This is a genomic window from Mycolicibacterium setense (genome assembly GCF_000805385.1).
Classification (GTDB): domain Bacteria; phylum Actinomycetota; class Actinomycetes; order Mycobacteriales; family Mycobacteriaceae; genus Mycobacterium; species Mycobacterium setense.
Genome location: NZ_JTJW01000001.1, coordinates 162,473 through 188,514 on the forward strand (window position 1 = coordinate 162,473; position 26,042 = coordinate 188,514).

22 protein-coding genes and 1 tRNA gene are annotated in these 26,042 nt (G+C 66.2%); 13 read left to right on the forward strand and 10 right to left on the reverse strand.

Features of this window, described 5'->3' with window-relative positions:
- Positions 1-7: 7 nt before the first annotated feature.
- Together QQ25_RS00810 and QQ25_RS00815 are read right to left on the reverse strand one after the other, a co-directional pair.
- The gene (locus tag QQ25_RS00810; protein WP_029110475.1) at positions 8-475 is read right to left on the reverse strand and encodes an FHA domain-containing protein FhaB/FipA; all 468 of its coding nucleotides are present in this window, start codon (positions 473-475) and stop codon (positions 8-10) included.
- Positions 476-606: 131 nt separating this feature from the next.
- The gene (locus QQ25_RS00815; protein ID WP_039376602.1) at positions 607-2,061 is read right to left on the reverse strand and encodes an FHA domain-containing protein; all 1,455 of its coding nucleotides are present in this window, start codon (positions 2,059-2,061) and stop codon (positions 607-609) included.
- A 274-nt stretch (positions 2,062-2,335) separates the two neighbouring features.
- On the opposite strand from QQ25_RS00815, the gene QQ25_RS00820 reads away from it, so the two are divergent.
- Positions 2,336-2,418 (forward strand) — tRNA-Leu (locus tag QQ25_RS00820).
- Between the two features lie 100 nt (positions 2,419-2,518).
- Positions 2,519-3,322, forward strand: coding sequence for an alpha/beta fold hydrolase (locus QQ25_RS00825; protein ID WP_039376604.1), 804 nt, complete (start codon positions 2,519-2,521; stop codon positions 3,320-3,322).
- Here the strand turns inward: QQ25_RS00825 and rfbA are convergent, their stop codons facing one another.
- The 3 genes from rfbA to QQ25_RS00840 form a co-directional block, all read right to left on the reverse strand.
- Positions 3,323-4,189 (reverse strand): glucose-1-phosphate thymidylyltransferase RfbA, encoded by an 867-nt coding sequence (rfbA, locus tag QQ25_RS00830; protein ID WP_039326667.1) that lies wholly within the window; start codon positions 4,187-4,189, stop codon positions 3,323-3,325.
- Positions 4,190-4,287: 98 nt separating this feature from the next.
- Positions 4,288-5,061, reverse strand: coding sequence for a 4,5-DOPA-extradiol-dioxygenase (gene ygiD, locus QQ25_RS00835; RefSeq protein ID WP_039376775.1), 774 nt, complete (start codon positions 5,059-5,061; stop codon positions 4,288-4,290).
- A 30-nt stretch (positions 5,062-5,091) separates the two neighbouring features.
- Positions 5,092-5,733, reverse strand: coding sequence for a nitroreductase family protein (locus tag QQ25_RS00840; RefSeq protein ID WP_039326668.1), 642 nt, complete (start codon positions 5,731-5,733; stop codon positions 5,092-5,094).
- A gap of 226 nt (positions 5,734-5,959) precedes the next feature.
- Between QQ25_RS00840 and QQ25_RS00845 the strand changes: the two genes are divergently transcribed.
- From QQ25_RS00845 to QQ25_RS00860, 4 genes are all read left to right on the forward strand, one after another.
- The gene (locus tag QQ25_RS00845; RefSeq protein WP_039376777.1) at positions 5,960-7,888 is read left to right on the forward strand and encodes a SaeA-related protein; all 1,929 of its coding nucleotides are present in this window, start codon (positions 5,960-5,962) and stop codon (positions 7,886-7,888) included.
- Positions 7,885-10,344, forward strand: coding sequence for a GAP1-N2 domain-containing protein (locus tag QQ25_RS00850; RefSeq protein WP_039376607.1), 2,460 nt, complete (start codon positions 7,885-7,887; stop codon positions 10,342-10,344). Before QQ25_RS00845 ends, QQ25_RS00850 begins: the two co-directional genes overlap by 4 nt.
- Position 10,345: 1 nt before the next feature.
- On the forward strand, positions 10,346-11,503 hold the full coding sequence (locus QQ25_RS00855; RefSeq protein WP_039326670.1) for a hypothetical protein: 1,158 nt from the start codon (positions 10,346-10,348) through the stop codon (positions 11,501-11,503).
- Positions 11,504-11,584: 81 nt separating this feature from the next.
- Positions 11,585-12,088, forward strand: a complete 504-nt coding sequence (locus QQ25_RS00860) for a pyridoxamine 5'-phosphate oxidase family protein (RefSeq protein ID WP_039326671.1) — start codon at positions 11,585-11,587, stop codon at positions 12,086-12,088.
- Here the strand turns inward: QQ25_RS00860 and QQ25_RS00865 are convergent.
- Entirely contained in the window at positions 12,085-13,050 is a 966-nt protein-coding gene (locus QQ25_RS00865; protein ID WP_039376608.1) for a pirin family protein, read from the reverse strand. The genes QQ25_RS00860 and QQ25_RS00865 overlap by 4 nt on opposite strands.
- Positions 13,051-13,094: 44 nt before the next feature.
- Between QQ25_RS00865 and QQ25_RS00870 the strand changes: the two genes are divergently transcribed.
- Positions 13,095-13,361, forward strand: coding sequence for a DivIVA domain-containing protein (locus QQ25_RS00870; protein ID WP_039326673.1), 267 nt, complete (start codon positions 13,095-13,097; stop codon positions 13,359-13,361).
- 235 nt (positions 13,362-13,596) lie between these two features.
- Here the strand turns inward: QQ25_RS00870 and QQ25_RS00875 are convergent, their stop codons facing one another.
- Positions 13,597-13,890, reverse strand: a complete 294-nt coding sequence (locus QQ25_RS00875) for a WhiB family transcriptional regulator (protein ID WP_039326674.1) — start codon at positions 13,888-13,890, stop codon at positions 13,597-13,599.
- Positions 13,891-14,251: 361 nt separating this feature from the next.
- On the opposite strand from QQ25_RS00875, the gene QQ25_RS00880 reads away from it, so the two are divergent.
- The gene (locus QQ25_RS00880) at positions 14,252-15,049 is read left to right on the forward strand and encodes a hypothetical protein (protein WP_039376611.1); all 798 of its coding nucleotides are present in this window, start codon (positions 14,252-14,254) and stop codon (positions 15,047-15,049) included.
- 10 nt (positions 15,050-15,059) lie between these two features.
- Here QQ25_RS00880 and QQ25_RS00885 read toward each other — a convergent pair whose 3' ends face one another.
- Together QQ25_RS00885 and QQ25_RS30895 are read right to left on the reverse strand one after the other, a co-directional pair.
- Positions 15,060-16,559 carry a MinD/ParA family ATP-binding protein gene (locus QQ25_RS00885; RefSeq protein ID WP_039376612.1) on the reverse strand — a complete coding sequence of 500 codons (1,500 nt, stop codon included), beginning with the start codon at positions 16,557-16,559 and terminating at the stop codon, positions 15,060-15,062.
- Between the two features lie 291 nt (positions 16,560-16,850).
- Positions 16,851-17,357 carry a hypothetical protein gene (locus tag QQ25_RS30895; protein ID WP_039326677.1) on the reverse strand — a complete coding sequence of 169 codons (507 nt, stop codon included), beginning with the start codon at positions 17,355-17,357 and terminating at the stop codon, positions 16,851-16,853.
- 871 nt (positions 17,358-18,228) lie between these two features.
- Here QQ25_RS30895 and QQ25_RS29665 point away from each other — a divergent pair.
- The 5 genes from QQ25_RS29665 to QQ25_RS29670 all read left to right on the forward strand — a co-directional run bounded on the left by QQ25_RS29665 (position 18,229) and on the right by QQ25_RS29670 (position 24,711).
- A complete protein-coding gene (locus QQ25_RS29665) occupies positions 18,229-19,365 on the forward strand; it encodes an FHA domain-containing protein (protein ID WP_052235537.1) in 1,137 nt (378 codons plus the stop codon).
- A gap of 173 nt (positions 19,366-19,538) precedes the next feature.
- Entirely contained in the window at positions 19,539-20,582 is a 1,044-nt protein-coding gene (locus QQ25_RS00900) for a DUF7373 family lipoprotein (RefSeq protein WP_457920753.1), read from the forward strand.
- Positions 20,583-20,698: 116 nt separating this feature from the next.
- Positions 20,699-21,775, forward strand: coding sequence for a DUF7373 family lipoprotein (locus QQ25_RS00905; RefSeq protein WP_131546053.1), 1,077 nt, complete (start codon positions 20,699-20,701; stop codon positions 21,773-21,775).
- 9 nt (positions 21,776-21,784) lie between these two features.
- Positions 21,785-23,881, forward strand: coding sequence for a serine/threonine-protein kinase (locus QQ25_RS00910; protein WP_039376619.1), 2,097 nt, complete (start codon positions 21,785-21,787; stop codon positions 23,879-23,881).
- Between the two features lie 98 nt (positions 23,882-23,979).
- Positions 23,980-24,711, forward strand: coding sequence for a hypothetical protein (locus tag QQ25_RS29670; protein WP_052235538.1), 732 nt, complete (start codon positions 23,980-23,982; stop codon positions 24,709-24,711).
- 251 nt (positions 24,712-24,962) lie between these two features.
- On the opposite strand, the gene QQ25_RS00920 is transcribed toward QQ25_RS29670, so the two are convergent.
- On the reverse strand, positions 24,963-25,781 hold the full coding sequence (locus tag QQ25_RS00920) for a sensor domain-containing protein (protein WP_039376622.1): 819 nt from the start codon (positions 25,779-25,781) through the stop codon (positions 24,963-24,965).
- Positions 25,782-26,042: the final 261 nt, after the last annotated feature.

A 26,042-nucleotide genomic window follows, 5' to 3' on the forward strand; every position in this document is an offset into this window, starting at 1 on the left:
CGCGGCGTCACGGACGCAACTCGATTACCGTCTTACCGATTCGAACCGGTGTTCCGATCGAAACCCTTACCGCTGTTGTCACCTTCGCCCTGTCAAGGTATGTGCCGTTGGTCGATCCTAGGTCCTCCACGTACCACTCCGAACCTCGTGGCGAGAGCCGGGCGTGGCGCGTCGAAGCGTAATCATCGGTGAGCACAAGAGTGGAGTCGTCGGCACGGCCGATCAGCACCGGCTGGGCACCCAACGTGATGCGGGTGCCGGCCAGTGCTCCCTCGGTGACCACCAATTGCCGCGCGATATGGCGTCGGTCCCGGCTCGGCAGCAGGGAACCGCGCAGAGCCAGACCCCGGCGGACCATCACCGCACCCGTGGGCGCATAGATATCGGTCCGCAGGATGCGCAGCACCGACCAGATGAACAGCCACAGCAGCAGGAGGAATCCGACACGTGTCAGTTGCAGCACTAACCCCTGCATCTGACGTCCTCTCCGTATCCGCCCCACTGGTATCGCTCAGCTACCGTCGGCAACGTCACGATACTTGGACGGCGATAGCCGTGAGGGCGAAGCGGGGTGCTTGCCACTCAGGTGTGTCCGGTCTCAGACGCTCAGTGCACGCGCACGATGATCTCGGAATGGCCCAACCGGATCACGTCGCCGTCGGCCAGCTGCCACTCCTGCACCGGTGCGTTGTTCACCGTGGTGCCGTTCGTGGAGTTGAGGTCCGACAGCAACGCGACCTGTCCATCCCAGCGGATCTCCAGGTGCCGCCGTGACACGCCGGTGTCAGGGAGGCGGAACTGGGCATCCTGACCGCGACCGATCACATTGGCGCCTTCGCGCAGCTGGTACGTGCGGCCACTGCCGTCGTCGAGCTGAAGGGTGACCGCAGCGCCGCCGGCGGCATAGTCGCCACCGCCGTACCCGGGCTGCGCGCCGCCGTAACCCGGCTGGCCGCCCTGAGGCGCCCCGTACTCGCCGCCGCCGTAGCCGCCCGGCTCGCCATACCCGGGCTCGCCATAACCCTGCTCGGGGTAGCCGCCCGGCTGGGGTTCGGCGTAGCCACGGCCGTAATCCTGCTGCTGGCCGTACTCCTGACGTCCGTACGGCGCCTGGGCACCGCCGTAGCCACCCTGCTCGGGGTAGCCGCCACCCTGGCGGGGGTCCTGGCGTCCGTAGTCGTACTCGCCGCCGCCGTACCCGGGCTGACCGCCCGGGGCGGGCGGTGCGGGCTGGCCGTAACCGCCGCCCTGCGGGCCGCCGTAGCCACGGTCATACCCGCCGCCCTGCGGGCCGCCGTAACCGGCAGGCGGGCGCGGCTGCTCGTAGGACTGCGGGGGATAGCCACCCTGGTCCGGGTAACCGCCCTGGTCGGGGTACCCACCCTGATCCGGGTAGCCGCCCTGGTCGGGGTACCCACCCCGGTCGCCGGCGGGGTAGCCCCCGCGCGGTGGCGGTGGGGGCGGGTAACCACCCGGTTCCTGCGGGGGATAGCCGCCCTGCTCCGGCGGATACTGGGGTGCGCGCGGATCATCCTGAGGGTGGCCGTAGCGCTCGTCGTAATACTCGTCGCCGGGCCGCCCTTGTCCCTGGCCGCCGCGGTAATTCGGGTTATCGGTCATAGGTGGTTCTCCTGATTCTGCGGTGAACGCATGGTCGCCGTGGGCTCGCGCGGATTCGCCAGCGGTCGAATCGGGGTTGACCGCGCCGTGTGCGCGGAACTGTCCGGTGTGCAAGTTCGGTGATTGCTCGAATCTAACGACCACATCACCATACGTTTGCCACCCCTGATCACGAATGAATCCCCCCAGATGTTTGGCGAATGCGGTCGAGGTCAGGTCAGTATCGGCGCTTACTTTCTGATAGTCAGTGCCACTGAGCGTAATTACGTAGTCGTTCGGTGCCAAAACTTGACCACCGGCCACGGTACGGGCCCGTGACTCGGCTTCCCGGCACAACGCCGTCTCTACTTCCTGGGGCACTATCGAGCCGCCGAAGACCCGGGCGAACGCATCGCCGACGGTCGATTCGAGTTTGCGTTCGATGCGGTCGACCAAACCCATGTCACCGCCCGCCTTTTCTCGTTGTCGTTCGTCGCCTCGTCACGGTCACCCGTGCTACCGCGTGTCGCTCTGGCCACACTGCTCACAAGCATGGTATCGGCCTGGTGCCGTAATGCGGGACCAACAGAACTCTGAGAATCCGATCGATGCAGGTCAGTGACCTGATCTAGATGAGCTTAAGGTTCTTCTGGCAACCTGACGGGCCTTGTGAGGGCTCGCTGATCGGGCGGTTTGGGAACGGCGCGCTCGCAGTGTTACGCTGCCTCGGTCATTCGGGCGAGTGGCGGAATGGCAGACGCGCTGGCTTCAGGTGCCAGTGTCCTTCGGGACGTGGGGGTTCAAGTCCCCCTTCGCCCACAGCGAGCAGTTCTACGAACTGCGACGAAGGCCGTGAACTCACTGAGTTCACGGCCTTCGTGCTCGAGGCGCCACAGCGGCGTAATAGATACTGACATCCGTGCCTTCAGAACTGAGAGCGCGCGACGACACCAATCTGGTTCTGGACGTGGCGGGCGACGGACCGCCGGTGGTGTTCGTGCACGGGTCCAATGGCGGGCTTGATTCGTGGGCCGCGGTCAGTGCGCACCTCACCGGCCACCGGATCGTGCGGTACGCGCGGCGAAACCATCCACCGAGTGCCGTTGGCAATTCACCCAACAGTTTCGCCACCGAGGCCGCCGATCTGCGGTGCGTGCTGAATTGCGTGGGTGAGTCCATTGGCGGGCCGGCACATGTCGTCGGCGGCTCCTATGGAGCGACGGTCGCCCTTTATGCCGCGATGGCCGACGCAGATGGAATTGCGTCACTGGCACTCTTCGAGCCGCCATTGCTGCTGTCGGGCGCACACCTGTTGCCGGTCCTCGACCGCTTCCGGCGGTTGTGTGCCGAGGGCCGGTATGCAGATGCACTGGAGCTCTTCGCCCGCGACGTCGCGCGCGTTCCTGCCGAGGTGATCGCGGCGACGCCGATCGAGATGCCGAGTGAAGAGTTCGGCCGCGCCGCGACCCTGTCCGCGGGTTCGGACCTGGAAGCGATGGCCCATGACGGTCAGGACATCGACCGGTGGGCGACGATCACGCTGCCGGTGTTGTTGATGCAAGGCGGTCTGAGTTGGTCGCCTCTGCCAGAAGGCATGGACCGCCTGGCCGAAGTGCTGCCCCGCGCTCAGCGCGTGGTGTGGTCCGACCAGTCGCATTTCGCGACCGCGCTGGTGCCCGAGCGGGTCGCCGAAGCGCTTCAGGCGTTCTTCGCCGAGGTGTGACTACCGACGCTGCAACAACTGCAGCAGGTAGTCGCCGTACCCGGATTTGGGCAGTTCCTTGGCGCGGGCCACCAGTTGATCGTCGTCGATGTAGCCGGCCCGCCACGCGATCTCCTCGGGCACCCCGATCTTCAGCCCTTGGCGGCGTTCGATGGTCCGGACGAAATCACTGGCGTCCAGGAGTGAGTCGAAGGTGCCGGTGTCCAGCCAGGCCGTCCCGCGGGCCAGCACCTCGACCGAGAGCCGGCCCTGGTTCAGGTAGGTCTGGTTGATCTCGGTGATCTCATATTCTCCGCGCGCGGATTTGCGGAGCGAGCGCGCAATCTCTATGACGTCGTTGTCGTAGAAGTACAGTCCGGGCACGGCGTACTGCGATTTGGGCACGGCAGGCTTTTCCTCGAGGGACAGTGCGGTTCCGTCCGCACCGAACTCGACCACGCCGTAGGCGGCCGGGTTGGCCACCCAGTACGCGAAAATCGCTCCGCCGGTGACCTTCTGGAACCGGCGCAGGTTGGTGCCCAGTCCGGGACCGTAGAAAACGTTGTCGCCCAACACAAGTGCCACGGAATCGGTGCCGATGTGCCCGGCACCGATCATGAATGCCTGGGCGAGGCCCTCGGGCTCGGGCTGGGCGGCGTAGCTCAGGTTCACCCCGAACGCGGAGCCGTCACCCAACAGCCGCTGGAACGCCGGCGCATCGACGGGGGTCGTGATCACCAGGATGTCGCGGATGCCGGCCATGATCAGGGTGGACAGCGGGTAATAGACGAGCGGCTTGTCGTACACCGGCAGCAGCTGCTTGCTGACACCCGTGGTGATCGGATGCAGCCGGGTGCCGGACCCGCCGGCCAGAAGAATTCCGCGCATCTATGCCCGTACCCCGACGCCGTCTACCGGCTTGGCATGGCACAACACGCCGACACCCTATCGTGCGTGCGCCGGCGGCCTCGCCGGAATGAGCTGCGTCAACGCAGCAGGTACGAAGTCATCGACAGCGACCCGTAGGTGTAGCCGTTGACAATGGGATCGACCGAGCGGGCGGGATCGTCTGCGGCACCGGCAAGCCCGGCGAAGTACAGCATCGGGATGAAGTGGTCCGGGGTGGGTACCGCGGCCGCATAGTCGGCGTGGCCCTCGAGGGCGAGGACGTCGGCGGGGGAGTGGACGAGTCGGTCGCGGGCCGCGTCATCGAAGCGTTTGGCCCAGGCGAAGCCATCCTCGGCCCTCGCGGGATCCATACCGGCGAGGTTGTGCACGATGTTGCCGCTACCCACGACCAGCACGCCGCGCCTGCGCAACGGCGCCAGCTTCGCGCCGAGGCGCAGATGGTATTCGGCCGGCTCGTTGGCGTTGATCGCCAGTTGCACAACGGGTATGGACGCGTCGGGAAAGGCGTGCACCAGCACCGACCAGGTGCCGTGGTCGATACCCCAGCTGTCCACGTCGGCACCCACCCAGGTCGGGTGCACCACATCGCTGACCTCCTCGGCCAGTTCCGGCAATCCCGGCGCCGGGTACTGGACGTCGAACAGCTCTCGCGGGAACCCGTAGAAGTCGTGAATGGTGCGCGGCCGCGGCATCGCCGTGACCGCGGTGGCGTTGATGTACCAGTGCGCGCTGATCACCAGGATCGCGCGCGGCCGGGGCACTGCCTGCCCGAATCCACGCCAGGCCGCGGTGAAACGGTTGGACTCGAGTGCGTTCATCGGGCTGCCGTGGCCGATGAACGCGGCGGGCATCAGTGCCGGTGCCGGACCCATGAACCGAGCCTAGGACGGTGGGTTGTCCCAATGGTCGACGCACACCAGCTCAGTGACCGGTCGGCGGCGCACCGGCCCATGGGATCCACGAGGCCAGCCCACCACCACGTGGCCCGCCAACATCCAGTCCTCGGGTACACCGACGGCCTCACGCAGCAGCGTTTCGCCGCCGTAGGAGGCCCAGCTGGTCAGGCACGCACCCAGACCCTGCGCGCGGGCGGCCAGCAGGAAGTTCTGCATGGCCGGAAAGATTGAGCCCCCGAGCAGCAGTTCCGAAGCGGTGGGGAAGCGCTGCTGGGTGAACAGCACGGAGGTGAATTCACCTGCCCGGTCGTGCAATTCATACGTGGCGCGGTTGGTTCTGGCTCGTCGGCTGGTGTCGTCCTCGGCGGGCCGGGTCATGCCGTAGACAGGTTCGATGACGGCGAGCGCTTGCGCCGCCGCCTTGGCCACCACCGCCCGTTGCTCTGCCGAGCGGAGCACCACGAACCGCCAGGCCTGCGCGTTCGCTCCCGAGGGTGCCCACGCGGCGGCCTGCAGGCACCGGGTCAGCGTCGCGTCGTCGACGGGTTCATCGGTGAACCGCCGGATGGTCCGCGACGTCGACATCACTTCCCACACGTCGGAACTGGCGGTGCGGACAGGCGACATGTCCCTCCTCAGATCATGATCCATCCGAATGTGCCGAACATATGTGGTGGCGCACAACCCCTCGCCTCTGCCCGGCCCACCATGTGGCGGTGACCATGCCGCTGCTGCGGTAGCGTTTCTGGGTGTGCAGGCCAGTGTGGGTCTGACACCTCAGGAGTTCGCGCTGTTCGAGCTGCCGGAGCACGTGACGCGCAGCGTTCACGTCCGGCGGGGATTTGGTGTTCTGATGCCCGATCTGTATCCCGTCGACGATTCCGACGACGCGGATCCCCGGTTGGCGCCGCTGCTGGCCTGGCGTCAGCAGCTGGTCGACTCCGGCGCGGTCGCGGCTCGCAGTTTCAAAGAGGCGCACCTGCGTCTGGTACTCCGTTCCGGACGCACCGATGTCGAGCAGATCCGGGAGATGCTGCCGGGATCGGTGGCCGAACATGCCGAAGCGATGGCCCGAGTGCTCGCCGAGCTCGAAGGCGGGGCGCCGGTCAGCCCGCCGGAGCCTGCGGTACCCGCAGCCGGTGACGTGCACGCCCTCGCGTTCCGCCACGATGCGTCGCGCCCCGGCGTCGTGGATCTCAGCTGGCCGGACTATCAGGCCAACGGGGGAGTGGTGCTGTACCGCGTGGTCAGCGGCGACGACCGGGCCCCCAAGTCGCCGGAGAACGCCGACCTGGTCGCGGCCACGCCGCTGTCGGCGGCGAGCGACGACCGGCCGGTGACGGGTCCGGTGCGTTATTACCAGGTCTGGGTGATCACCGGGACCTCGCGCGCAGATGCTCTGAGCACCCGGCCGGTCCTGCATGCCGGCGGAGTGTTCGTCCCGCCGGTCAGCGACATGTCCATCCGGGAGGACAACGGCCTGGTCATCGGTAAGTGGACGGCGCCGCAGGCGTCGAGTTCCGTGCACGTCTACCGCATTCCGTTCGTGGAGGCCGACACCACCGGGATCGACGACTCGCGTTTCCGGATCCTGGCCGACGCAGAGCACAAGACCGGTTTCGTCGACTCCACCCCCGTCCGGGGTACGCGCTACCGCTACCGGGTGCGTTGCGCCGTCGAGGTCGACGGAGCCGTGCGGCTTTCGGAGCCCTCCGATGTCGACATCGAGGTCTCGGCAGTGCTCGCCGCGGTCACCGACATCGTGGTGGACACCGGTTTCGACGGTGAGACGTTCGACGTGTCCTGGGCTGCCCCCGGAGCAGAGGTGGCGATCTATCTGAGCCGGAACGCGCCGAGCGCCGGTGGCGTATCCACCGAACTCCCCGAGAATGCGCTCGAGCAGGTCGGCCTGACACCGGATCTGCGCCTGCGGCAATCGGTGACCGATCAGGTGCAACCCGACGGCAGCCACCGCACATTGATGGCGGGGGTGCCGTGGCCGCGGGGGTGGAGCCGGGCGTACGTCACGCCGGTGACGATCCTGGCCGGACAAGCCGTGCTGGGCCGCACCGTGTCAGCGGTGCGCACCGGCACGATCCGCGACATCGAACTCGTCGAGTACTGCAACAAGCAGGTGCTGACGTTCGAATGGCCCGACGGCGCGGCCGGTGTGGTTGTGACGTTGGCGGCCAAGGGCCACGACCCTCGGGCGGGCCTGACCGGAAGATCATTCGAGATCTCGCTCGAGGACTACGAGAAGTACGGCGGCATGCACCTGACGGGCGCGCTTCCGGTGGACGGATGCTCATTGCATCTGGCGCCGGTGGCATTCTCCGGCGGACGACGCGTGACCGGGCCGGTGGCCGGCATCGAATATCCGGGCATGCTGCGACTGCAGTACGCGGTGCGAATCGGCCGCGACCCCAACGGTTTCCCCACCACGGCCACCGTCGCGGTGCGTTCGGAACACGACGTGCCGGGGTCGCCGTCGTTCGTGTTGGTCAACAATCCGCAGCGGATGCCGTTGAGTGTGCACGACGGTCAGCCGGTCGATGTGGCGCCGCTCGATGCGCAGGGACAGCTGGCGGATCAGCCGTCCAAGCAGTTGCGCTGGACGGCGCTGACGGCGTCGGGCAGCGGTGAGCTGTGGGCGGCCAATGTCAGCGGCCTGCACGGTTGGATCCGGTTGTTCGTCAACATCGCCGACCCGGCCCAGCTGCGAACCGTCGCCCTGCTGGACCCGCCGGTGCAGACTCTGCAGCTCACCGCGACGGTGTTATGACATCGCGCTATGGGCAGCTCGCCTACACGTCGTTCGACGCCGTCGGGACCGCCGGTGGCTGGCAGGTCAAGGAAACCAGCGGAGATCTGACGGCCACCGAGACGCAGTCGTTGATCGCGGGTGTGCACACGGTGTTCCGTCAGGTGGGGCAGGTGCCCGATTTCCCTACCCCTGATCAGCTCGAGCAGGGGCCTCGCCGGCTGGCCTACCGCCATCTCGGTGACGGTGCCGGCTACTGGCACACCTTCCCGGCCGGGTCGGACAGCACGGGCCGGCCGGGCAACGTGTTCGCCCACGTGCTGTTGGACCGTGCGCCCGACACCCACCCGCGATACCGGGCCATTCAACGGTGGCGATCACCGCACTGGCTGCAGCCTTACGGCGCGGCCGCGGTGGCCCGGGCCCAGCTTCCCTGGGCACTGCCCGAGCTGGGCAGTGCGGTGACCAAGGACAGCGTCGTGGCGTTCGCACTGGATACCGCCACCTGGAGATTGGCCACATTGTTCGCGTTGCTGGATGCGGTGGCCGCGGCCTTGGCCGGCGGGGCACCGGTGGTGCTGGGTGTGCAGTCCCCGGATTCGGCGGCCCAGTGGATCGGCCTGGTGAGTTTTCTCATGTCACCTGGCACCGCGGCGGGATTGAGCTTTTCCACCTTCGATCGTGCCGAGCAGCTTGCTCCGCACAGCGGCCAGGTGCTCAGTGCGGTACCGCTCGAGGACCTGCCATCGGTCGAACCGGGCATGGTGGTGATCAGCGAATCCGAGACCGTGTCGTTGGGGGAGCTTGAGGGCGATCCGCACCGCACGGCGGGCGGACACCGTATCGAGGTGACCAGGTGGTCGGTGATGGCGCAGGTGGTGCTGCTCGACGCGGCGTCGGCACGACGGGTGCTCGACGACATCGACACCTTGTCCGGCCAGGTCCGCGATGATGGTTTGCATCCGGCGTGGCCCATGGCCATGGCAGTGGCCGGGCATCCGGAATTCGCCGACGCGCAGGTGGAGGCCCACGAGGTGATCGCCGCGCATTCCCCGTCGGGAGCGCTGGTCGGATCCGAGGCCGCGCACATCATTGCCGACGTGCTGGCGCTTGTCGTCGGTGTCACGACGGCCGACGCCTGGCGGGCGGTGCACGAGCTGTCGGACGGTGCCGGCGCCTCATACGCCGATGCCACCTACTACGCCAGGGCCATCGCCGACGATGCCTGGATGACGCAGACGGCACCAATCCCGTTGGCGCCGAGAATGTTTCACGGGAAACCAATACCTTCGGCGTTACGGAAGGCGATCGGGCCGGCCCTGGAGCGGGGCAGGGCCCAGGGCCCCGACCGGTTGCTGCGGGTGGTTGATCTACTGATGCGGGCCGGAGTGGCCGATGACCGGCTGCAGGCAGCGCTGGCCGACGGGGTCGTGCCCGGTCTCGCGAACCCGGCGGTGCGCAGACTGATCGGTGAGCCTGACCGGCTGTCGCTTGCGACATGGTTGCTGCGCGATGGCGACGCGGAGGGCAGTGCCGTCGGCGATGACGTGCTCGATTGGCTGGCCGAGGCAGCTGCGGTGCCGGAGCCGGATGAACTCGCAGGTGCCCAGCCCTGGGATCCGGTGTGGACTCGCGCCGCACTGCGCGCCATGCGGTCGCGTCGACGCGGAGCGCTGTACCCGGGAGACCCCGGTGCGCAACTGTGGTGGTTACGCATGACCGACCCGGCCAGCTTCGAGGCCGCTGCCGCGGCGTCGGCGTGGAAGCCGTCGGACCTGCTACTGGCCATCGGTGCTGAACCGTTGCCGGGCATGGCCGCGGCGCGCACACTCGTGGGCGCGGCGGACTCTGCGGAGTTGCACCGGTTGGCCGGCAAGGTGATCGACGACAACGGCGACGGTGCGGCCGTGGCTTGTGCCGCCGTACGCCACATCGAGCCGCGAGACTGGCTGCACAAGCGCTATCTGCACTCCCATCAGAGCTCCTATGTGCCGTTGTGGGATCAGGTGTTGGCCGCCCTGCAACCGGATGCCGTACACCAGGATTTCTCCGCGCGGCTGCTGGCTTTCGCGCTGCTGGGCGTGCTGACCGGTCAGCCGTACCCCCGGGCCTGCAATGTGCTGGCCACCGAAAAACATTGCAGCGCACAGGCAGTGGCCCTGGTACTGCCACTGGTCGACGGTGGCGAGTTGGCCCCGGTGACTGTGGTGGCGGTCGGCCTGTTACGCGCGACTGCGGCCGAGGCAGCGGCATACGCCCCCAACTCGGTGGATCAGCTTGCGGGGGTGCTGGCCGGGCGCGTTGCGGCCACCATGGGCGGCGCCGATGCCGAATCCGTGGTGGTGTTGATGGCGCAGTTGTCAGGCGATTCCTCTGAGGGGACGATGCGCGGATACCGCAAGATGGTGAACAGGCTGCTGACGCGGCGGGGCGAGCAACCGTCGCTGGCGGAGCGACTGAGGGGGAGCCGGGGCTGAGATGAGCAAATGCCCACGGTGCTTCACCCTGTTGAGCCCTAACAACCACCTCTGGACGCTGCCCGCCCAGGCCGGCGGCACCCGCTATCGCGACGACGTCGCCTCCGCCTACGTGGGTGCACCCGCCGATTGCGGTCCGCTCTACACCTGGACCCGCACGCCCGGGTACCACGGCCCGCCACCGCCGGTGTCCGAGGCCAGCCGGGCGCTGCAGGGACCCGCGGTGGAGATCTGCCCGGTCTGTCACTTCACGCTGCCCGACGGCTTCCGGGAGGGTCACGCCATCTGCATCGCGCTGGCCGGCGCGCGGGCGACGGGCAAGAGCCTCTACATCGCGGTGCTGGTCAAGCAGCTCGAGCTGTTGTGCGAGCGCTTCGGTGTGCTGATGGAACCGGTCACCCGGGCCACCGCACAGAATTACGCCACCAACTACGAAGGGCCGCTGTACGTCCAGCGGGGGCTGCTGCCGCCCACTCCGACGGTCCACACCCAAGCCCCGAATCAGCGTGAGCCACTGGTGTTCTCGATAGGTGTCTGGCACGGGGTGCGCCGGTTCCTGGTGCTGCGCGACGTGGCAGGCGAGGATCTCGAGAACGGCGATCTGCGGGCGCCGCCCTTCCAGTTCTTCGCCCATGCGGACGCGGTGTTCTTCATGTTCGACCCGTTGCGGGTCAAGGCTATCCGCGACCAACTGCAGGATCTGTTGCCGCCGCAGCCCTTCAGTGGCGGCGAACCGCGTTCGGTACTGGGAAACCTGCTGCTGGCGGTCAACCCCGGTCAGCCCAAACTCGCCGTGATCCTGTCCAAGTTCGATGTGTTGCGGGCGCTGCGGGACGTGCAGGGGTCGGAGTGGGCGCTGGTGATGTCGAACGGCGGAGCGGCGTTCCTGCGCGACACCTCCGACGGCAAGCGTTACGACGACGTCGACGCTCAACTGCTCGACCAGGAGGTGCGCAGCCTGCTGGTGCGGCTGCACGGCGGCTCCATCGTGGCGGGCGTCGAGAATCCGTCCACCGGCGCACGATTGGCCAGCCGGTACTTCGCGGTATCGGCGCTGGGGCACGCGCCCACCGGAAACCGGCTGCACGCCAGGGGTATTGCGCCCTTCCGCTGCGTGGACCCGGTTCGCTGGGTCACCTCCGCGTTCGGCGTGCTGTAGCCGGCGCTCGGTTACCGACCGCGTTCACGGGGGCCGGTGACGCCGTGGCTATGGTGAGCTGACCGAGCAGAGAGGTGACAGGTGGGCAAGAACGAGCGCACGAAGATCGTCATGACGGACGATGAGATCGCCGAATTCGTCGAACGCAGCAGGACCGCGACCATGGCCACGGTCCTGCCCAGCGGCCGACCCCACCTGGTGGCCATGTGGTACGCCGTGCTCGACGGCGAGATCTGGTTCGAAACCAAGGCCAAGTCGCAGAAGGCCGTCAACCTTCGCCGGGACCCCACGATCACGGTGATGATCGAGGACGGCGACACGTACAACACCCTGCGCGGCGTGTCGATCGACGGTACCGCCGAGATCGTCGACGACCCGGAAACGATTCTGCGCGTGGGCATCAGCGTGTGGGAGCGCTACACCGGGCCGTATACCGACGAGATGCGCCCGTTCGTCGACCAGATGATGAACAACCGCATCGCGGTGCGCGTGGTGCCGAGTCGGCAGCGCAGCTGGGACCACCGCAAGCTCGGGCTGCCCGAGATGCCCGTGGGCGGCAGCACCGCGGAATATTTGAACGCCTAGGCCGAAGGGCGCGGGCGGGGCTTCAGCCGCCCGTTCGGCAGCGGCGGCGCGGGTAGGCGTGCCAAGTGGCCTTCATAGCCCTGGACCTCGCCGAACCGTGCATCGTCGGCCTGCCACAGTTCGCGGTAGGTCGCGATGTCGTCGTGGCTGCGGCCCACGAAGTTCCACCACATCACCAGCTCCTCGGGAAACGGTGGCCCACCCAGCAGGATCGCCCGGGCCGGTCCGTCGCCGCGGTTGGCCAACTGCAGTTGCGCGCGACCCGGCGCCTGGTAGGCGAGGTCGGCGACAGCCAGGGTGGTGCCGCCCACCTCGATCACGCCCTGGTCCAGCAGGACCCCGTGTTCGAAGCCCGGGTCGACATCCAGCGTCAGGACCGCACCTGCGTCCAGGTCGATCTGTGCGCCGAGCAGCGGCGTGAAGGTGTGCACCGGCGACCGTGAGCCGGCGAGCTCGCCCAGGAACACCCGGAGGGTGGCGCCGTCGAGGTTCTCGGGCGGTGGCGCGTAGTGCGCGAAGTCGCGGTCGGTGTCACGGTCGGCGTCGGGCAAGGCGACCCACAGTTGAACTCCGTGCAGGATCGTCGTCTCCGGCGTCGACACTTCCGAGTGACAGATCCCGGCACCCGCCGTCATCAGGTTGAGTTCGCCCGGCCGGACCATGGCGTGGATGCCTGCGCTGTCGCGATGTTCGATCAGTCCATCGAAAAGCCAACTCACCGTCTGCAATCCGGTGTGGGGGTGGGGCGGAACATCCATGCCTCTGCCGGCCCGGACGTCGTGCGGACCGTAGTGGTCGGCGAAGCACCACGCACCGATCATGGACCGCTCCCGTTGAGGCAGGGTGCGCCGAACCAGGATGGCGCGCGGTCCGCCCAGCGGTACCTCGCGGGGATGCAGGACTCCGGTGAACTCCGAGTTGGCGCAGGTGAGTTCGGCAGGCGCCGTATCGGTGTTGCTCATGAACCTCACGGTAACCGCGTGTCCGCGAAACGGACGGGATTAGCATGACCCGCATGACCGGGGGACTCACTGCCGAAGACGTTCGCGGCACCGAAATTTCGAAGCCGCCACTGGGCAAGCGGGGCTACGACAAGAAGTCGGTGGATGATTTCCTCGCCCTGGTGGCCCGCAGGCTCGACGGGCGTGGACACCTCGGTGCCGATGATGTCCGCAACATCGTGTTCCCGCGGCCGCCGATGTTCCAACGCGGCTACGACGAAGATGAAGTGGATACCTTGCTCGACGCGGTGGTCGCCACGCTCGAGCAGTGATCGAACGAAAGTTTGGGGGACGGTGCCGTCACTGCGCCTCTCGGCGAGTGGTCGCTCGAAGCGACGGTTCTGGTGTGGGGCCCGGGGCAATGCCCGACACCGTCCGACGGTGTAACGACATGCCCCGGGCCCCTATTCCTCCCCCGGTGGAAACTCGCCCTTGCCCTGCCGTCCCCTCGAATCGGCAGCGTAAGGGCCAGACAAAAAGTACTGCTTGGTTGCGCGGCCTGGAGGATCAGGCAGCTTCGGGGAAGACCAGGCCCAGCTTGCGAACCGGGTAACCGTTGCGCTCGGCCAGCGATCGCAGCTGCTTGAGCGCGAAGGTACGGCCGCGGCCGCCTTCGGGGACCATGATGCCTGCCCAAACTCCCTCGGCGCGGGGCAGTTCGCAAGCCTCGCGGGCACACAGCCAACGCCGTGGGCATTCTCGGCAGATGACCTTGGCCTGATCGTCTGGGGTGGAGGTCCACCGCTCCGGGTCGCTGGTGCACACGCCGAGCGGGATGCCGTTGGCCATGAGTGCGGTCATGCTGCTGCTCCTCTGTCGGGCTTCTGTTGCGGTGTGTACCGCGTTGAGCAGAACGCTATAGCAATAACCGTAGCGATGCAACAGTTGTGCTCGAAATCGTTGCAGTGGAGCTACGGAAACTTCCCCTCGAAAGCACGTCTGATCACCAGCAGAAAGCGCCAAAGAACTCAAAAGCCCACGTCAAAGCACTGCGCGGAGCTACGGTAAGAGGCGTAGCGCTGGTTCGGTTCGGCCCGAAGAAAGCCGTAGCGTCCGCTGGTTTTGCTGGAATGACGCGGGCCACCAAGTCGTAGCGACGCTGCGGTCAGGGGTTAGGATTGAGATGTCCCGACAGCCACATCAGCGAGGAACCCAATCGGAGATGACCGACGCGGAGTACGACCTCGCCACCGGCGAATTCGATGTTGGGCTCATCCGCGCCGGAGCGGCCGCTGCCGCACGTCGGCGCGAACTCGACATCAGCCAGCGCCGCCTGGCTGCTGAGGGCATCATCAACGCCGGCGCCCTGATCGCGTTCGAAAAAGGCCGCAGCTGGCCGCGTGAACGCACTCGCCTGAAGCTCGAAGAGGTACTGCACTGGCCGCCGGGCACCATCGCGCGGCTACGTCAAGGAGGATCGGTTCCCCCGACCCCGCCACCCGTGGCGGGTGGCACGGTGCCTGCGCCACTTCCCACGGCGCCTCCTGCCGCAGTGCCGGTCTCTGCGCCCACCACAGCCGCAGGCGGCGACGAGGTGCCGCTCATCGCTCAGGCAGTGCTGACCGCAGTCGACACGCTGCAGACGACCGTCGAGGCCTTGCCGGATGTTGCCGACCCCGAGTTCACCCCCCGCGTGACGGCCGTCATCGGCGACCTGCGCCGCCTGGAAGCGGTGGCATCGCGGGCTGCCCGGATCGGCATGGTCACCCCGGCTTTGATCAAGGCGCTCAGTGTCGTGCGGCGCCAGATCGATCAGCTGACCGCCCGCGCCGCCGCCGCCCCTGGGGCCACCCTCGGACAACGGCTGTACGCCGCGCGTCGCCAGGCGAACCTGTCGATCGGTGAAACCGCAACCGCTGCAGGTGTTTCCGAAGACATCGTGGCGCGCGCCGAGGCTGAATACCCCGTCGACACCGCTGCGGTCCAAGCCTTGGAGGCACTGATCGGCGCGATGCGCTGATCGCGTTCGGTCAGCGGTCCCGGCGCTCGTCGTGGGTTGGAAAGTGCTCGGCCAGCGCCGCGGCGATCTCGAGAAAGCGGCGCCTGGTCGCGGTCGACATCTCCCGCGGGTCGACGACGCCACCGGGACGCAGATGCCCGTCGAACGGCACCTCGATCACCCGCTGGCCCTGGCTTGAGAATTGTCCGGCCAGGATCGAGCGGGTGCGCTTGTCGGCGTGGCCGTCGGAGTCGTTGAGTACCACCACCGTGCGCTGCAGCAGGCCCGTCATCTCGTGTGCGGCCAGCCAGTCCAGCGTCTGGCCGGCGGTGGCTGCACCGTCGACCCACGGCGAGGACACCACGATCAATCCGTCGAGATCGCGCAGAACCTCCTGTGTCACCGGGGAATCCATGGTCGAGCTGCAGTCCACCACCGAGATCGAGAAGTGTTTGTCGAGTCGGGTGGTTGCCTCGCGGTAGATGGCCGCGTCTAGCACCCGGCGCCGGGCCGGCGTGCCCTCGCCGGCGAGGACGAACAGACCGGCGGCGTTGTTGCCGACCCGGCTGCGCACGTCGGCGAAGGAATCCAGGTGCTTGTCGTTGGCGAGCTCCCAGTACGAGCTCTGCGCCTGGGGATCCACGCGGCTGCCGAGCTTCCCGAACGACGTGTCGGCATCGATGGCCACCACGCGATCGTCCTGACGCAACTGAGCGAAGATCGATCCGATGCTGGCCGAGACAGTGGTCTTACCGACCCCGCCCTTGCCCATCACCCCGACCTTGTAGTGGCCTCGCAGGAGACCCTTGATCTTGGTCTCCAGCTCGGCCTGACGAAGATCCTCGGGCGACGGGCCGGGATTGATCATCCCGAATGTTGCCCGGTACACGAAAAGCCGCCAACCACTGCCGGGCGGCTGACGCCGGGGCGGCACCAGGTCGTTGACCCGGATCCGATCGGCGTACGAGCCCGTCGGCAATGGCGGTACGCCTGGCGCGGCGGCACCCGGATCAGGGGCGAATCCGCCTTCGGGGGGCCAGGGCTGGCCGTGCGGCGCGCCATAGGGGTGCTGCGGCGGGCCCCCGGGGCCGGGGGGTCGCTGCGACGGAAGCTGCCAGCCGGGGGGTTGATGCTCCCAGGTATCGGTCCGGGCATCCGGATTGCCCAAGTTGGGTGGGGCCTGGTTGTGAGAGGCCTGATGACCGTCATGCGGAGGCTGGGCCGACGGCGGCGGAGGCGGAGGAGGTGCCTGTTGTTGCGGCGTCGGCGGTGCCGGTGGTGTCTCCCGGAACGAGTTGCGCGCCCGTTCGGCATCGGGATCGGTCGGCGCGCCCTGAGACGGAGCAGAATCGTCGGGCCCGGTGTTCTCCGAGGGCTTCGACGGCACGAAATTCACCGGCGGCCGCCCGGGAATCGACGGTGGCGGCTCTGGACGCTTACGGCGGGTCGGCCGGGTATCCGGTTCAAAATGAGATTCCTCGGGCCCCGTCCAGCCGAGCTCTCTGCGCAAGGTGTCGTCGGGGTCGGGCACGACTGAATCTCCTCCGAAAGTGAGACGACGAGAAATAGACCGCTCTCAAGTATCGACTACAACACAGGTTGACCGTAGTTGACCCGTGAGAGTTTGGTGGCAGCAAACAATCAGAACTCGGCTCGGAGTCACCGAAGGTGGACTGGCACAGCATGATCCGCCGATGAGGACACGAAAAATGCCCTCCGATAGCTTTTGATAGCAGAGGCGTCAATATCCTCAGTTATCAGGCCGGAAGGCATTTTCGCTGTCATGGCCGGTCCAAAACACCAGCCATGTGTGGATCCACGTTCAGCGCGGAGGCGAAGACATCCGCTGAATGCCGCGATGAACCTGTATGCCGATGTACGCCAGAATCGCGCCGGCGATCACGGTCACGCCGAGGCTGAAGACCAGCCTGATCATGAGTCCACCGGTGGCGTATCGGACGGAACTCAGATCGATCAGGGTCGTGATTGTGAACAAGACGCTGATTAGTGAGAGAACCACGCCGACGCCGCAGATCCCGTAGGCGATGAATTGGTGAGCCTTCTTGGTGCCAAGGGCGAAGTACAGGTAGCACAGGCCGATACCGACGCCGAGCCCCAGAATCACGCCTACTGCGCCCATCCACCCGAACAGAAGCGTCAGCACAATTCCTGCCGCGAAGGTCATGTACACAAACTGGTCAGCCTGCTGCGGCGTCTGACGCCACTTCTGGAACCACGGCTGACGGATCAATTCGCCGCGAATACCACGGGACATCAGCTGCGCGATGAATGAATTGCTCTTGGAGAGCAGCGCATTCGCCGCTTCCATGGGACTTTGCGCGCCGTTCGCCGAATACGGATTCTGCGGATTCTGGGGGTACCCGCCAGGGCCTGAGGGGCCGTATCCAGCCTGCGGGGGCGGTGGTGTGCCATAACCCGGCGGCTGCGGCGGGGCTCCATAACCCGGAGGCGGAGGTGGCGTGGCTCCGAAACCGGGGGGCGGCGGCGGTGTCGCGCCGAATCCCGGGGGTGGCGGTGTGGCTCCGAAACCTGGGGTTGGCGGCGGCGTCGTTCCGTAACCCTGGGGCGGCGCCGGTGTGCCGTAACCCGCGGGCGCAGGTGGGGGTGTGCCGTAACCCGGAGGCGGCGACTGTGGAGTGCCGTAGCCAGCGGGCGGCTGCGGTGGCGTGCCATAACCGGGCCGCTGCGGCGGCGGAACTGCGACAAATGGCGGCTGCGGCGTCGGCGGAGCGGGGCGCGCATTCGGCGCGGGGTGTCCGGCCGGCTGTTGGGGCTCGTCGCCCCTGGCCGGTGCCGGAGTCTCTTTCGGAATGACCAGCTGAGTCTTGTCCTCATCGAATGCCGACGGCGCTGAGTTGACGATCCGGGTCCGCTGTTCGTCATCGGACTGCACGTCAGAGACATTCGCCCCGCGATCCGGAGTAACGAACTGTGTCTTGTCGGGATCGGCTGCGGAGGGGATCGAGACGTCCCCTGCCGCCGGGTCTTGATCGGCCATCGTCCGGGCGTTCCTCACGTCAAAGGGCAACAAGTGTTTAGCGGCTACGTTACGTGCTCGCAGAGCGGTGACTGAGCACCAATTTTGTGAGCGGTTCGGCAACTCACCGCAGCAGGTTTGAAGTGCGACGGAAAACTGAAGCACCGCAAACCTGTAGCGCCGCTACGGTTAAGATACGCCAATGGCATCAGCGGAGTCGTTCGTAGGCGAAGTCGGCCAGGCTCCCGCGTTGACCATCAAGTGGCTCGACCATCTTGAGACTTTCCAGTCGGGGCAGGCGCCGATCACTGTGGGGCGTGCCGAGAACACCGGTGCGCAGATCCGGATCCCGGACAACCGCATATCCCGCGAGCACATCACGGTGACGGCGAGGGATGGCCAATGGATCGCCCGAGCCGTCGGACGCAACGGGGTTTTCATCGGTAACGACCGGGTCGACGGCGAGTTCACTGTGTTACCCGACTCCGAGGTGGACGTGATGCTGGGGCACCCCGTCGCGGGTATTCCGATGTCTTTTTCGACCCGGGATCCGGTGAACGTCCACGTCGGTGAGCAGATTGCTCGGCGGCGCAAAGAGCTCGGTATCAGCCAGCGCACCTTGGCCGACGAAGGCGTCGTCAATGCCGGAGCGCTCATCGGTATCGAGAAAGGGCGCAGTCAGCCACGGGCGAAGACCGAGGATTCTCTGGAGAAGGCGCTGCAGTGGCCCAAGGGCGCGATCGAGCAACTGCGCCGTCAGGTCCGCGCCGGCGTCGTTCGTCCGCCTCTTGCGGACGGCCGCTCGACGCCGATCGCTCCGACGAGCGCTGACGCCGATGGCCCGACGGAGCTGCTTCGATACGACGGCGCCGGCGAAGTCACCTCCACCGTCGAGGTCACGCTGGTAACCGAGACCATCGGAATCGCTCTGGGTGCCACGCGCAGTCAGATCGCGGCGCTGCCCAATCCGGCGCAGCCTGACTATCCAGCGCGGGTTGCCGCCGTGACCTCGGACCTGGCTCGGCTCGAGCAGTTGGCCGTCAACGCATCTCGCAGTTCGATCGAGATGGTTCGGGACCTGGGGGAGATCCGACGTCTGCGCCGCGAACTGACGCTGGCTGCGGCGGCCTCTCCTTACGCAACCGTGGGTCAGCGGTTGTTCGCCGCACGTCGAAATGCGGAGTTGAGCATCGACGAGGCCGCGCCGATGGCAGGGGTCAGTGCCGAGGACATCAGACGGGCAGAGGCCGGGGCTGAACTCGGTGGTGGGGTTGAGGTTCAGCTGCAACGATTCATTGCAGCGTTGGGATCGGATTCGGGGAATAGGACAGCTGGATGATCAGAATTGCGGGGGCATTCGTCGCCATCACCATCGCCGTAACGGCAGTGGGCTGCACCAGGGAGGCATCGGAGGCGCAGCCCAAGGCTGCCGAGCAGGCCGGGGTCACGTCCGGCGAGGTCGACCTAGCTGCACTGGACCCGGGCAACTACCCGACAAAGCCATTGCCTCCCATGGGGAATGGGGGTGGACCTCAACACCGGGCGGTTCTGGAGGCCAACAGGCTTGCGGACGTCGTGGTGGGGCCGTGGGAGGTAGATCCGGCCATCAACGAGCCCGCAGGGCTCGGCCTCGCGGGATTCGGTGGACTTCCCATCCTGCCGGAGAAACTGCAGTTGGTCACGAGCGAACAGGCGGCTGAACCGGGCAAACCGGGAATGATCACCGGCTACGTTTCGACCCGCAAGATCGAAAACCAGAAAGCCCTCATCAATGTCGTGCTGGAGATGAAGGATCCCGAGGCAGCCAAAGCCGCAGCACACGACATGCCTCAAAAGATGCTGGATTTCGCCGCCCAATATGAATCTCGACAGGGCACGTCGGTGGTGGCGATTCCCGGTCACGACGAGGCCTTTGCCGTCGCGTCCACCTCCACCAAGTACCAGCAGGCGGGAGTGACAAATCGCGTGAGCTCATTCACCGCCCGCGGTCCTTTTGTCTTGATGCAGACCGCGGAGACCGGCGGCGACATTGCCGAGGCGGTGTCGCTGGTCGCCAAGACACTCGATCTGCAGCTACCGGCGATTGATTCGTTCACTCCGACCCCTGCGGCAGAGTTGGTGAACCTGCCCAAGGATCCGACGGGGCTGTTGGCGCGTGCGCTGCCCGTCGCCAAGGACGGCGAAACATTCTCCAACAATGCAACTTTGGGCCCGCGGGCCATGCTGCATGTCGAACGGGATCCGATTGCCGCAGGCAAGGCGTACCGCGAAGCTGGAGTGGATGTAGCAGTGGTCGGGGACGGGTGGCTATACCGCACTCGTGACGGAGCGGCGGCCGAAAAGCTGGCAACCGGGTACGCCGATACGCAGGGTGGCAGTCGATCTCCCGCCGATGCGGTGCCCAATTTGCCCGGCAGCACCTGCAATCGCATCGGTGAACAGAATTTCATGTGCACTGGGGCTTTCGATCGAGACGTCTTCGTGGTGCAAGGACCGCGGCTCAAGGACGTGCATCAGATGGCGGCCGCACAGTATCTCATCTTGGCCGCCAAATGATCCGGGGCGAGGCAGCCAACCGGCTGCGTGGCGTCGTAGGGGCGGTCGCGGCGATCACGGTGGTGGCGACTGGGTGCAGCAGCGTGATAGGCGGTCAGGCCGTCAAGGACCCTGCGGTGGCTGCCGATGCCGTCAACACCGCACTGCTGCAGCCGGGCAATTACGACACCGCCCCATACCCCAATCCGAAGCCGGAGGTGAACGGCGCCAGGCAAGTGGATGCTCAGCGACTCTCCGACCATGTCACTGGTCCTTGGGAGGTCGACCCGGCTTTCACTGAGCCGCTGATGGCCGTTATCGGCCCGGCCCTCTCCGATAAGGGTGTCGATCATGTGATGGGTGCTCCGGCCGGCCAGATCGCTGTTGATCACGGTTTCATCAATGGATTCGTCACCGGCCGTGCCAGTACGTTGGAGGCTGACAAGCCGCGGACCTCTCTGACCAACTTTGTGTTGCGGTTCCCCACTGCCGAAGATGCTGCGGCGTTCGCTGGTGCGGCCCGCGACATTCCGTCTTTTTTGACCAATCCAGAACCGACAACCATCCCGGGTCATCCTGAGGCGCTGGCGATCCGCGGACTTTACGACGGCAGTTCGGAGGTGGTTAGTTTCGCCGCACATGGCCCCTACGTGCTGTACCAAATCTCGAGAACCAATGAGGGGCGAATCCTCGAAGAGGTGGTGGCAAAAACTCTCGACCTGCAGATCCCGGCGGTCGATGCGTTCAAGCCGACCGACCCGGCCCAGTTTCCCACAATGGAGCTAGACCCCACCCACCTCATTGCGCGCACACTGCGTATCGACAAACCGACCACCATGCAGGGTGTCTACGGGCCGCACGGCGTGCTGCACTACGACCACCCGAGCCTGGCTGAGCCGTTGGACACCGCCGGTGTCGACGCCGCTTCGATAGGCCAGAGCCAGATGTATGTTTTCCAGGCACGTGACACCGCAGCGGCCAAGGATCTCGCGGCGACGATTGCAGAAAGCCTCGCCAAGGACGCCAAACCGTCTGTGGAAGTACCGGGCATGCCCACGGCAAGGTGTTTCGATGCCGCCGGAGCAGGCATCCTGATGATGCGGGCCAGCTGTGTCGTTGCTGCCGACCGTTGGGTGCTGCAGTCTTCGTCCCAGCAACCTCGTGACGCCGCACAGCAACTCGCAGCCCAGTATCTGATGCTGGTCGGAAGGTAAAAGGCAACAATGGAATTCAAGCCTGGTGACGTCGTCGGCGGATATGCGATCCAAGGTGTCCTGGGCAGGGGCGGCATGGGTATCGTCTATCGCGCCGCGAATCCGACCCTGCCCCGCAGCGATGCGCTCAAAGTCCTCAGCGCCGAGTTCTCCAACGATCCTCAGTTCCGGGCACGGTTTGAGCGCGAGGCGACCGTAGCGTCAACTCTCGGTCATCCCAACATTGTCGCTGTCTATTCCCGAGGGGAGACCGACGGCGGTCAGCTGTGGATCGCGATGCAGTACGTCGCAGGCACGGATGCTGATCGCGAATTGATCGACGGCAGAATGACTCCTGATCGGGCTGCCCATGTAATCGGCGAGGTCGCGAAAGCCCTCGACTACGCGCACCGTCGTCACGTGTTGCACCGCGATGTCAAGCCGGCGAACTTCTTGATCTCTCCTGCCGAACACGACGGTGACGACGAGCGGGTCTTTCTGGCGGACTTCGGCATTGCGCGCGCCAAAGATGACACGGCCCATTTGACCACCGACGGAACGGTGATGGCGTCGATCGCCTACGCTGCGCCCGAAGCGCTCAGTGGAACCTCCGATCAACTCGACCATCGAGCCGACATTTATTCGTTGGGCTGCAGTCTGTTTCGGCTGTTGACGGGTAAGACCCCGTTCGCCGGCCGGGGTGGTGTGCCAGCGATTGTGACGGCACACGTCTTCGAAGATCCACCGAAGGTGACTGACCTCGCACCACATTTGCCGGTCGGTCTCAACGATGTCATCGCCAAGGCCATGGCCAAGAATCCCGACGCGCGCTACCAGACGGCCCGTGAACTGGCCGAGGCGACGACCGCCGCGCTCGCGGATACCACGACGGCGGTGCCCCGATCTACAGTCACTCAGGAGTGGGATTCCGCCCCGCCGTTCTCCGAGGGGGTCACCCACCCGGCGGGCCGTCCTGCCCAGTGGCGGCCAAGCGGACCACAACCGACCATGGGGGGACGGCCCACCGGGCCGACCCCGAACTCAGGTCCGGCCGTGCCCTATCCCAGCGGCCAGTTCAGCGCAGCCCACGCCCGTACTCAACCCCGTGAGTTCACCGGTGCCCCGCCAGGGCCCCGATCTCCGGTGCCGATGCCGTCGCCGGAAAAGAAGTCGCTCAAGCGGCGTATTGCTATTCCGGCCGCCGCCATGCTGCTGGTCGCCGTGGTAGCGGTCGCGGGATTCCTGTTGTTGTATCGAAACAATCCGAACAATGCTCCGTACACACCCCAGACGATCACGCATGTTCACGGCGCAACCGAGATCACTGCGAGTCCGCGGGCGGTAGCTGCGCTGGGGCCTGGTGACGCGGATGCGTTGTTGGCGTTGGGGATACAACCGGTAGCCATCGCATCGCCCGGGGGGACCGTACCGTCCTGGATCCGCGACGAGCTCACTGCTGAACCCGCGGTGATGAACTTCATCGACACCGGAGCAATTGGGGCGGCCAAACCCGATCTTATTCTGGCCACTGGCGACGTTGACGATGCGACGTATCAGCGTCTCGCGGCCATTGCCCCGACGATCACCCGTCCGGTCGGCGAGGAGCCGTGGAACTGGCAGGCGCAGCTGAAGTGGATCGCCAAGATCGTGGGCAAGGGAGGCGCTGCTGAACAGCTGACGTCAACGATCGCTGTCCAGCAGAATGATCTGCGCAACCAGAACAGCAAGGCGGCGGGTAAGACCGTCTCCGTGCTGAACATGTCCGATACCGGATACAGCTGGACGCTGACACCGTCCAATGCCGCGGACTTCCTGACCTCACTCGGACTGACCTATGACCTCAAGCTCGCGCGCGAGGAGGGGGAGACGGCCGAGACGCGAACGGTGGGGAACATGGCCAGGCTGTACGGCATCGACACCAACGTACTAGTGGTGATCCGTACCGATAAGGCCGCTGGTGGTGGCGGAGCAGCTGGTCTGCCGGCCGAGCTGGGTGCGTTCCGAGGAGCGATGGTGATCGTGGATGATCCCGACACCATTGCCGCGCTTGCCAACCCAGGGGGCGCATTGGCCACCCAATTCCTCGATAAGACGTGGGTGCCGCAGCTGATCGATGAACTTCACTAACACACAACGACATTCAGCGGTGGCCCGGGCGGTGACGATGGGGTGGACGCTGAGGCCGGGGGCGCGCAGCGCCGACACAGAAGAACAGTGAGGAAACGATGCCCAAGGCGCTGCGTTGGCTCAACTTCGTACTCAGTGGCGGCCTCACCATCGCGTTCGTGGCGTGGGCGGTGGTGAGCGGGACGCAGCGCAGTTGGCTGACGGCGCCGGCCTTGCTCGGCATCGCAGCGTTCTGGGTAACCATTATCGCCACCGGCGTTGTGTCAAGCTCGGCGGTCGCGCGCGGAACCTTCGGTCCCGCTGGCACAGTCCTGAGACCGGACAAGCGTCTCGACATGCTCGCCTTCGCCACCCTCATCGTGGGCTGCTTGGCGGCAGCGTGGTGTGCATTGCTCGGTGCGACCGGCATGCCTGTCTATCCAATTGCGGGCGAGTACAGCACTCAGTTCACACTTGGGTCGGTGGTGGTGGCGGCGGGACTGGGGATTGCGCTGCTCTTTCTCATCCGGCGCGGCGGCATCGGTCGTGTCACCCTCACCAGCGACGGGTTCAGCTTCACCGGGTCCGGTGGGCGCTGGGATGACGTGACCGCCATCACTGACCACTCGACCAGTTCGACATCATCGCCTTGGACACCTCTGGTGATGGTCATGGCCGATGGCACGGAGTGCATTCTGGCTGAGCCGGGCGTGTACACACCGGGCGGGCATGGCCTGAGCGCGTTTGTCGAATTCTATTGGCGCCATCCGCAATACCGATTCGAACTCGCCAACGGTCAGGCGCTCGCGCGCCTGCGAGCGCAGTTCTTGTGCGCCGTGTCGCCCGGCTAGCCAACAGGCACGGGCGAGCCGGTGACGGCGGTGCTGGCGGGGCGCTTTACAGTGCGTGGAGCCCAGTCCTTCCCCAGTCACCCATCCGTTGTCGGACGTCGGCTTCATCCAGCGCCTGTGCGGTCGTAGTGGAGGTAGGTGCCGCCCGACTATTCATGTCGCGCCATGAATTATGTTCTGTGCGTTTTATTTCAAACCCGACGCAGGCCCGTTCGACTGCGGTGGTTGACCGGGCCCGCATCGCGTTGTGATCAGCGTTTGCCGGTGATTTTCTTACCGATGTCTTTGACGACGCTATGCGCTAGTGTCATGGTGCCCTTAGGTGTGCAGACCCGTGCCTCAACGATGACATTCTTGCGCGGGCTCATGGCGCGGTCGCAGCCACCCGCGCTCCCGGCTGGCTTGTCGCCTGGCACGATCATGATGCCGGCAACGCCATCGCTCTCGGAGGACACAGCCGTCTTCAAGACGTCGTGCTGCCCACCGCCGGAAACGGTGACCTCGGTGTAGTGGCAGGCCCTCCAGGAGGTGTACTCGTCGTTGAAGAAACGGGTGGCTTCGGTTTCAGAGTTGAACGAGATCACCGACTGGATGACTTTGATACCTGTCGCTTCGTCGGCGAGGGTCTGTCCGGCGAAACCGGTGTAGTTGGCCGACTTGTAGACGTAATCGATGCCGGGCAGGATGGCGCCGGCGCAGTTGGAGGGCATTACCAGAACCCCGCTGAACGGCTCGGACTGCACGGACCCGTCCGGGGTGAGGTCGGCCTCGAGTTTTTCGTTGAGGTAGCCGGCCGATGCCAAAAGGCCCGGCAGGTCGGCTGGGTCGACGGTCCCGTCGGCGCCGACCGTGGGGGCTTCGGAGGTTTTGGGTGAGGAGTTGGATCCGCTACCGGATGACCCAGAGCCACCGGATGAGCTCCCGGCCCCTTCGTCGGCGCCGCTGTCGGCGGAGCTTGAGGAGGCGGTGTCGGACTTCTTGTCGTCGGATCCGAAGTTGATGCCGTCGCCGAGGATGAATACGCCTGCACCGGCCAGAATGACGACGGCGATCAAGGCCGCCGCGATCAAACCCCAGGGTTTCCTCTTGCCTGGTGGGGGTGTCGGGCTACCGGTGGGATAGCCGGGGGCGGGATATCCGGGCGGCTGGGGCGGCGGCCAGCCTCCACTCGCTGCTGCAGGAGGTGTCGGCTGGGACGGCCATCCCGACGCGGTGGGGTAGCCGTAGCCGGACGTCGCCGGAGGTACCGGGCTGGTCGGCGGTGGCGCTGAAGGGGGGACCGGGGTGTGGCGGGGCACCACGGTGGTGGCGTCCTCATCAGGGTTGCGGTT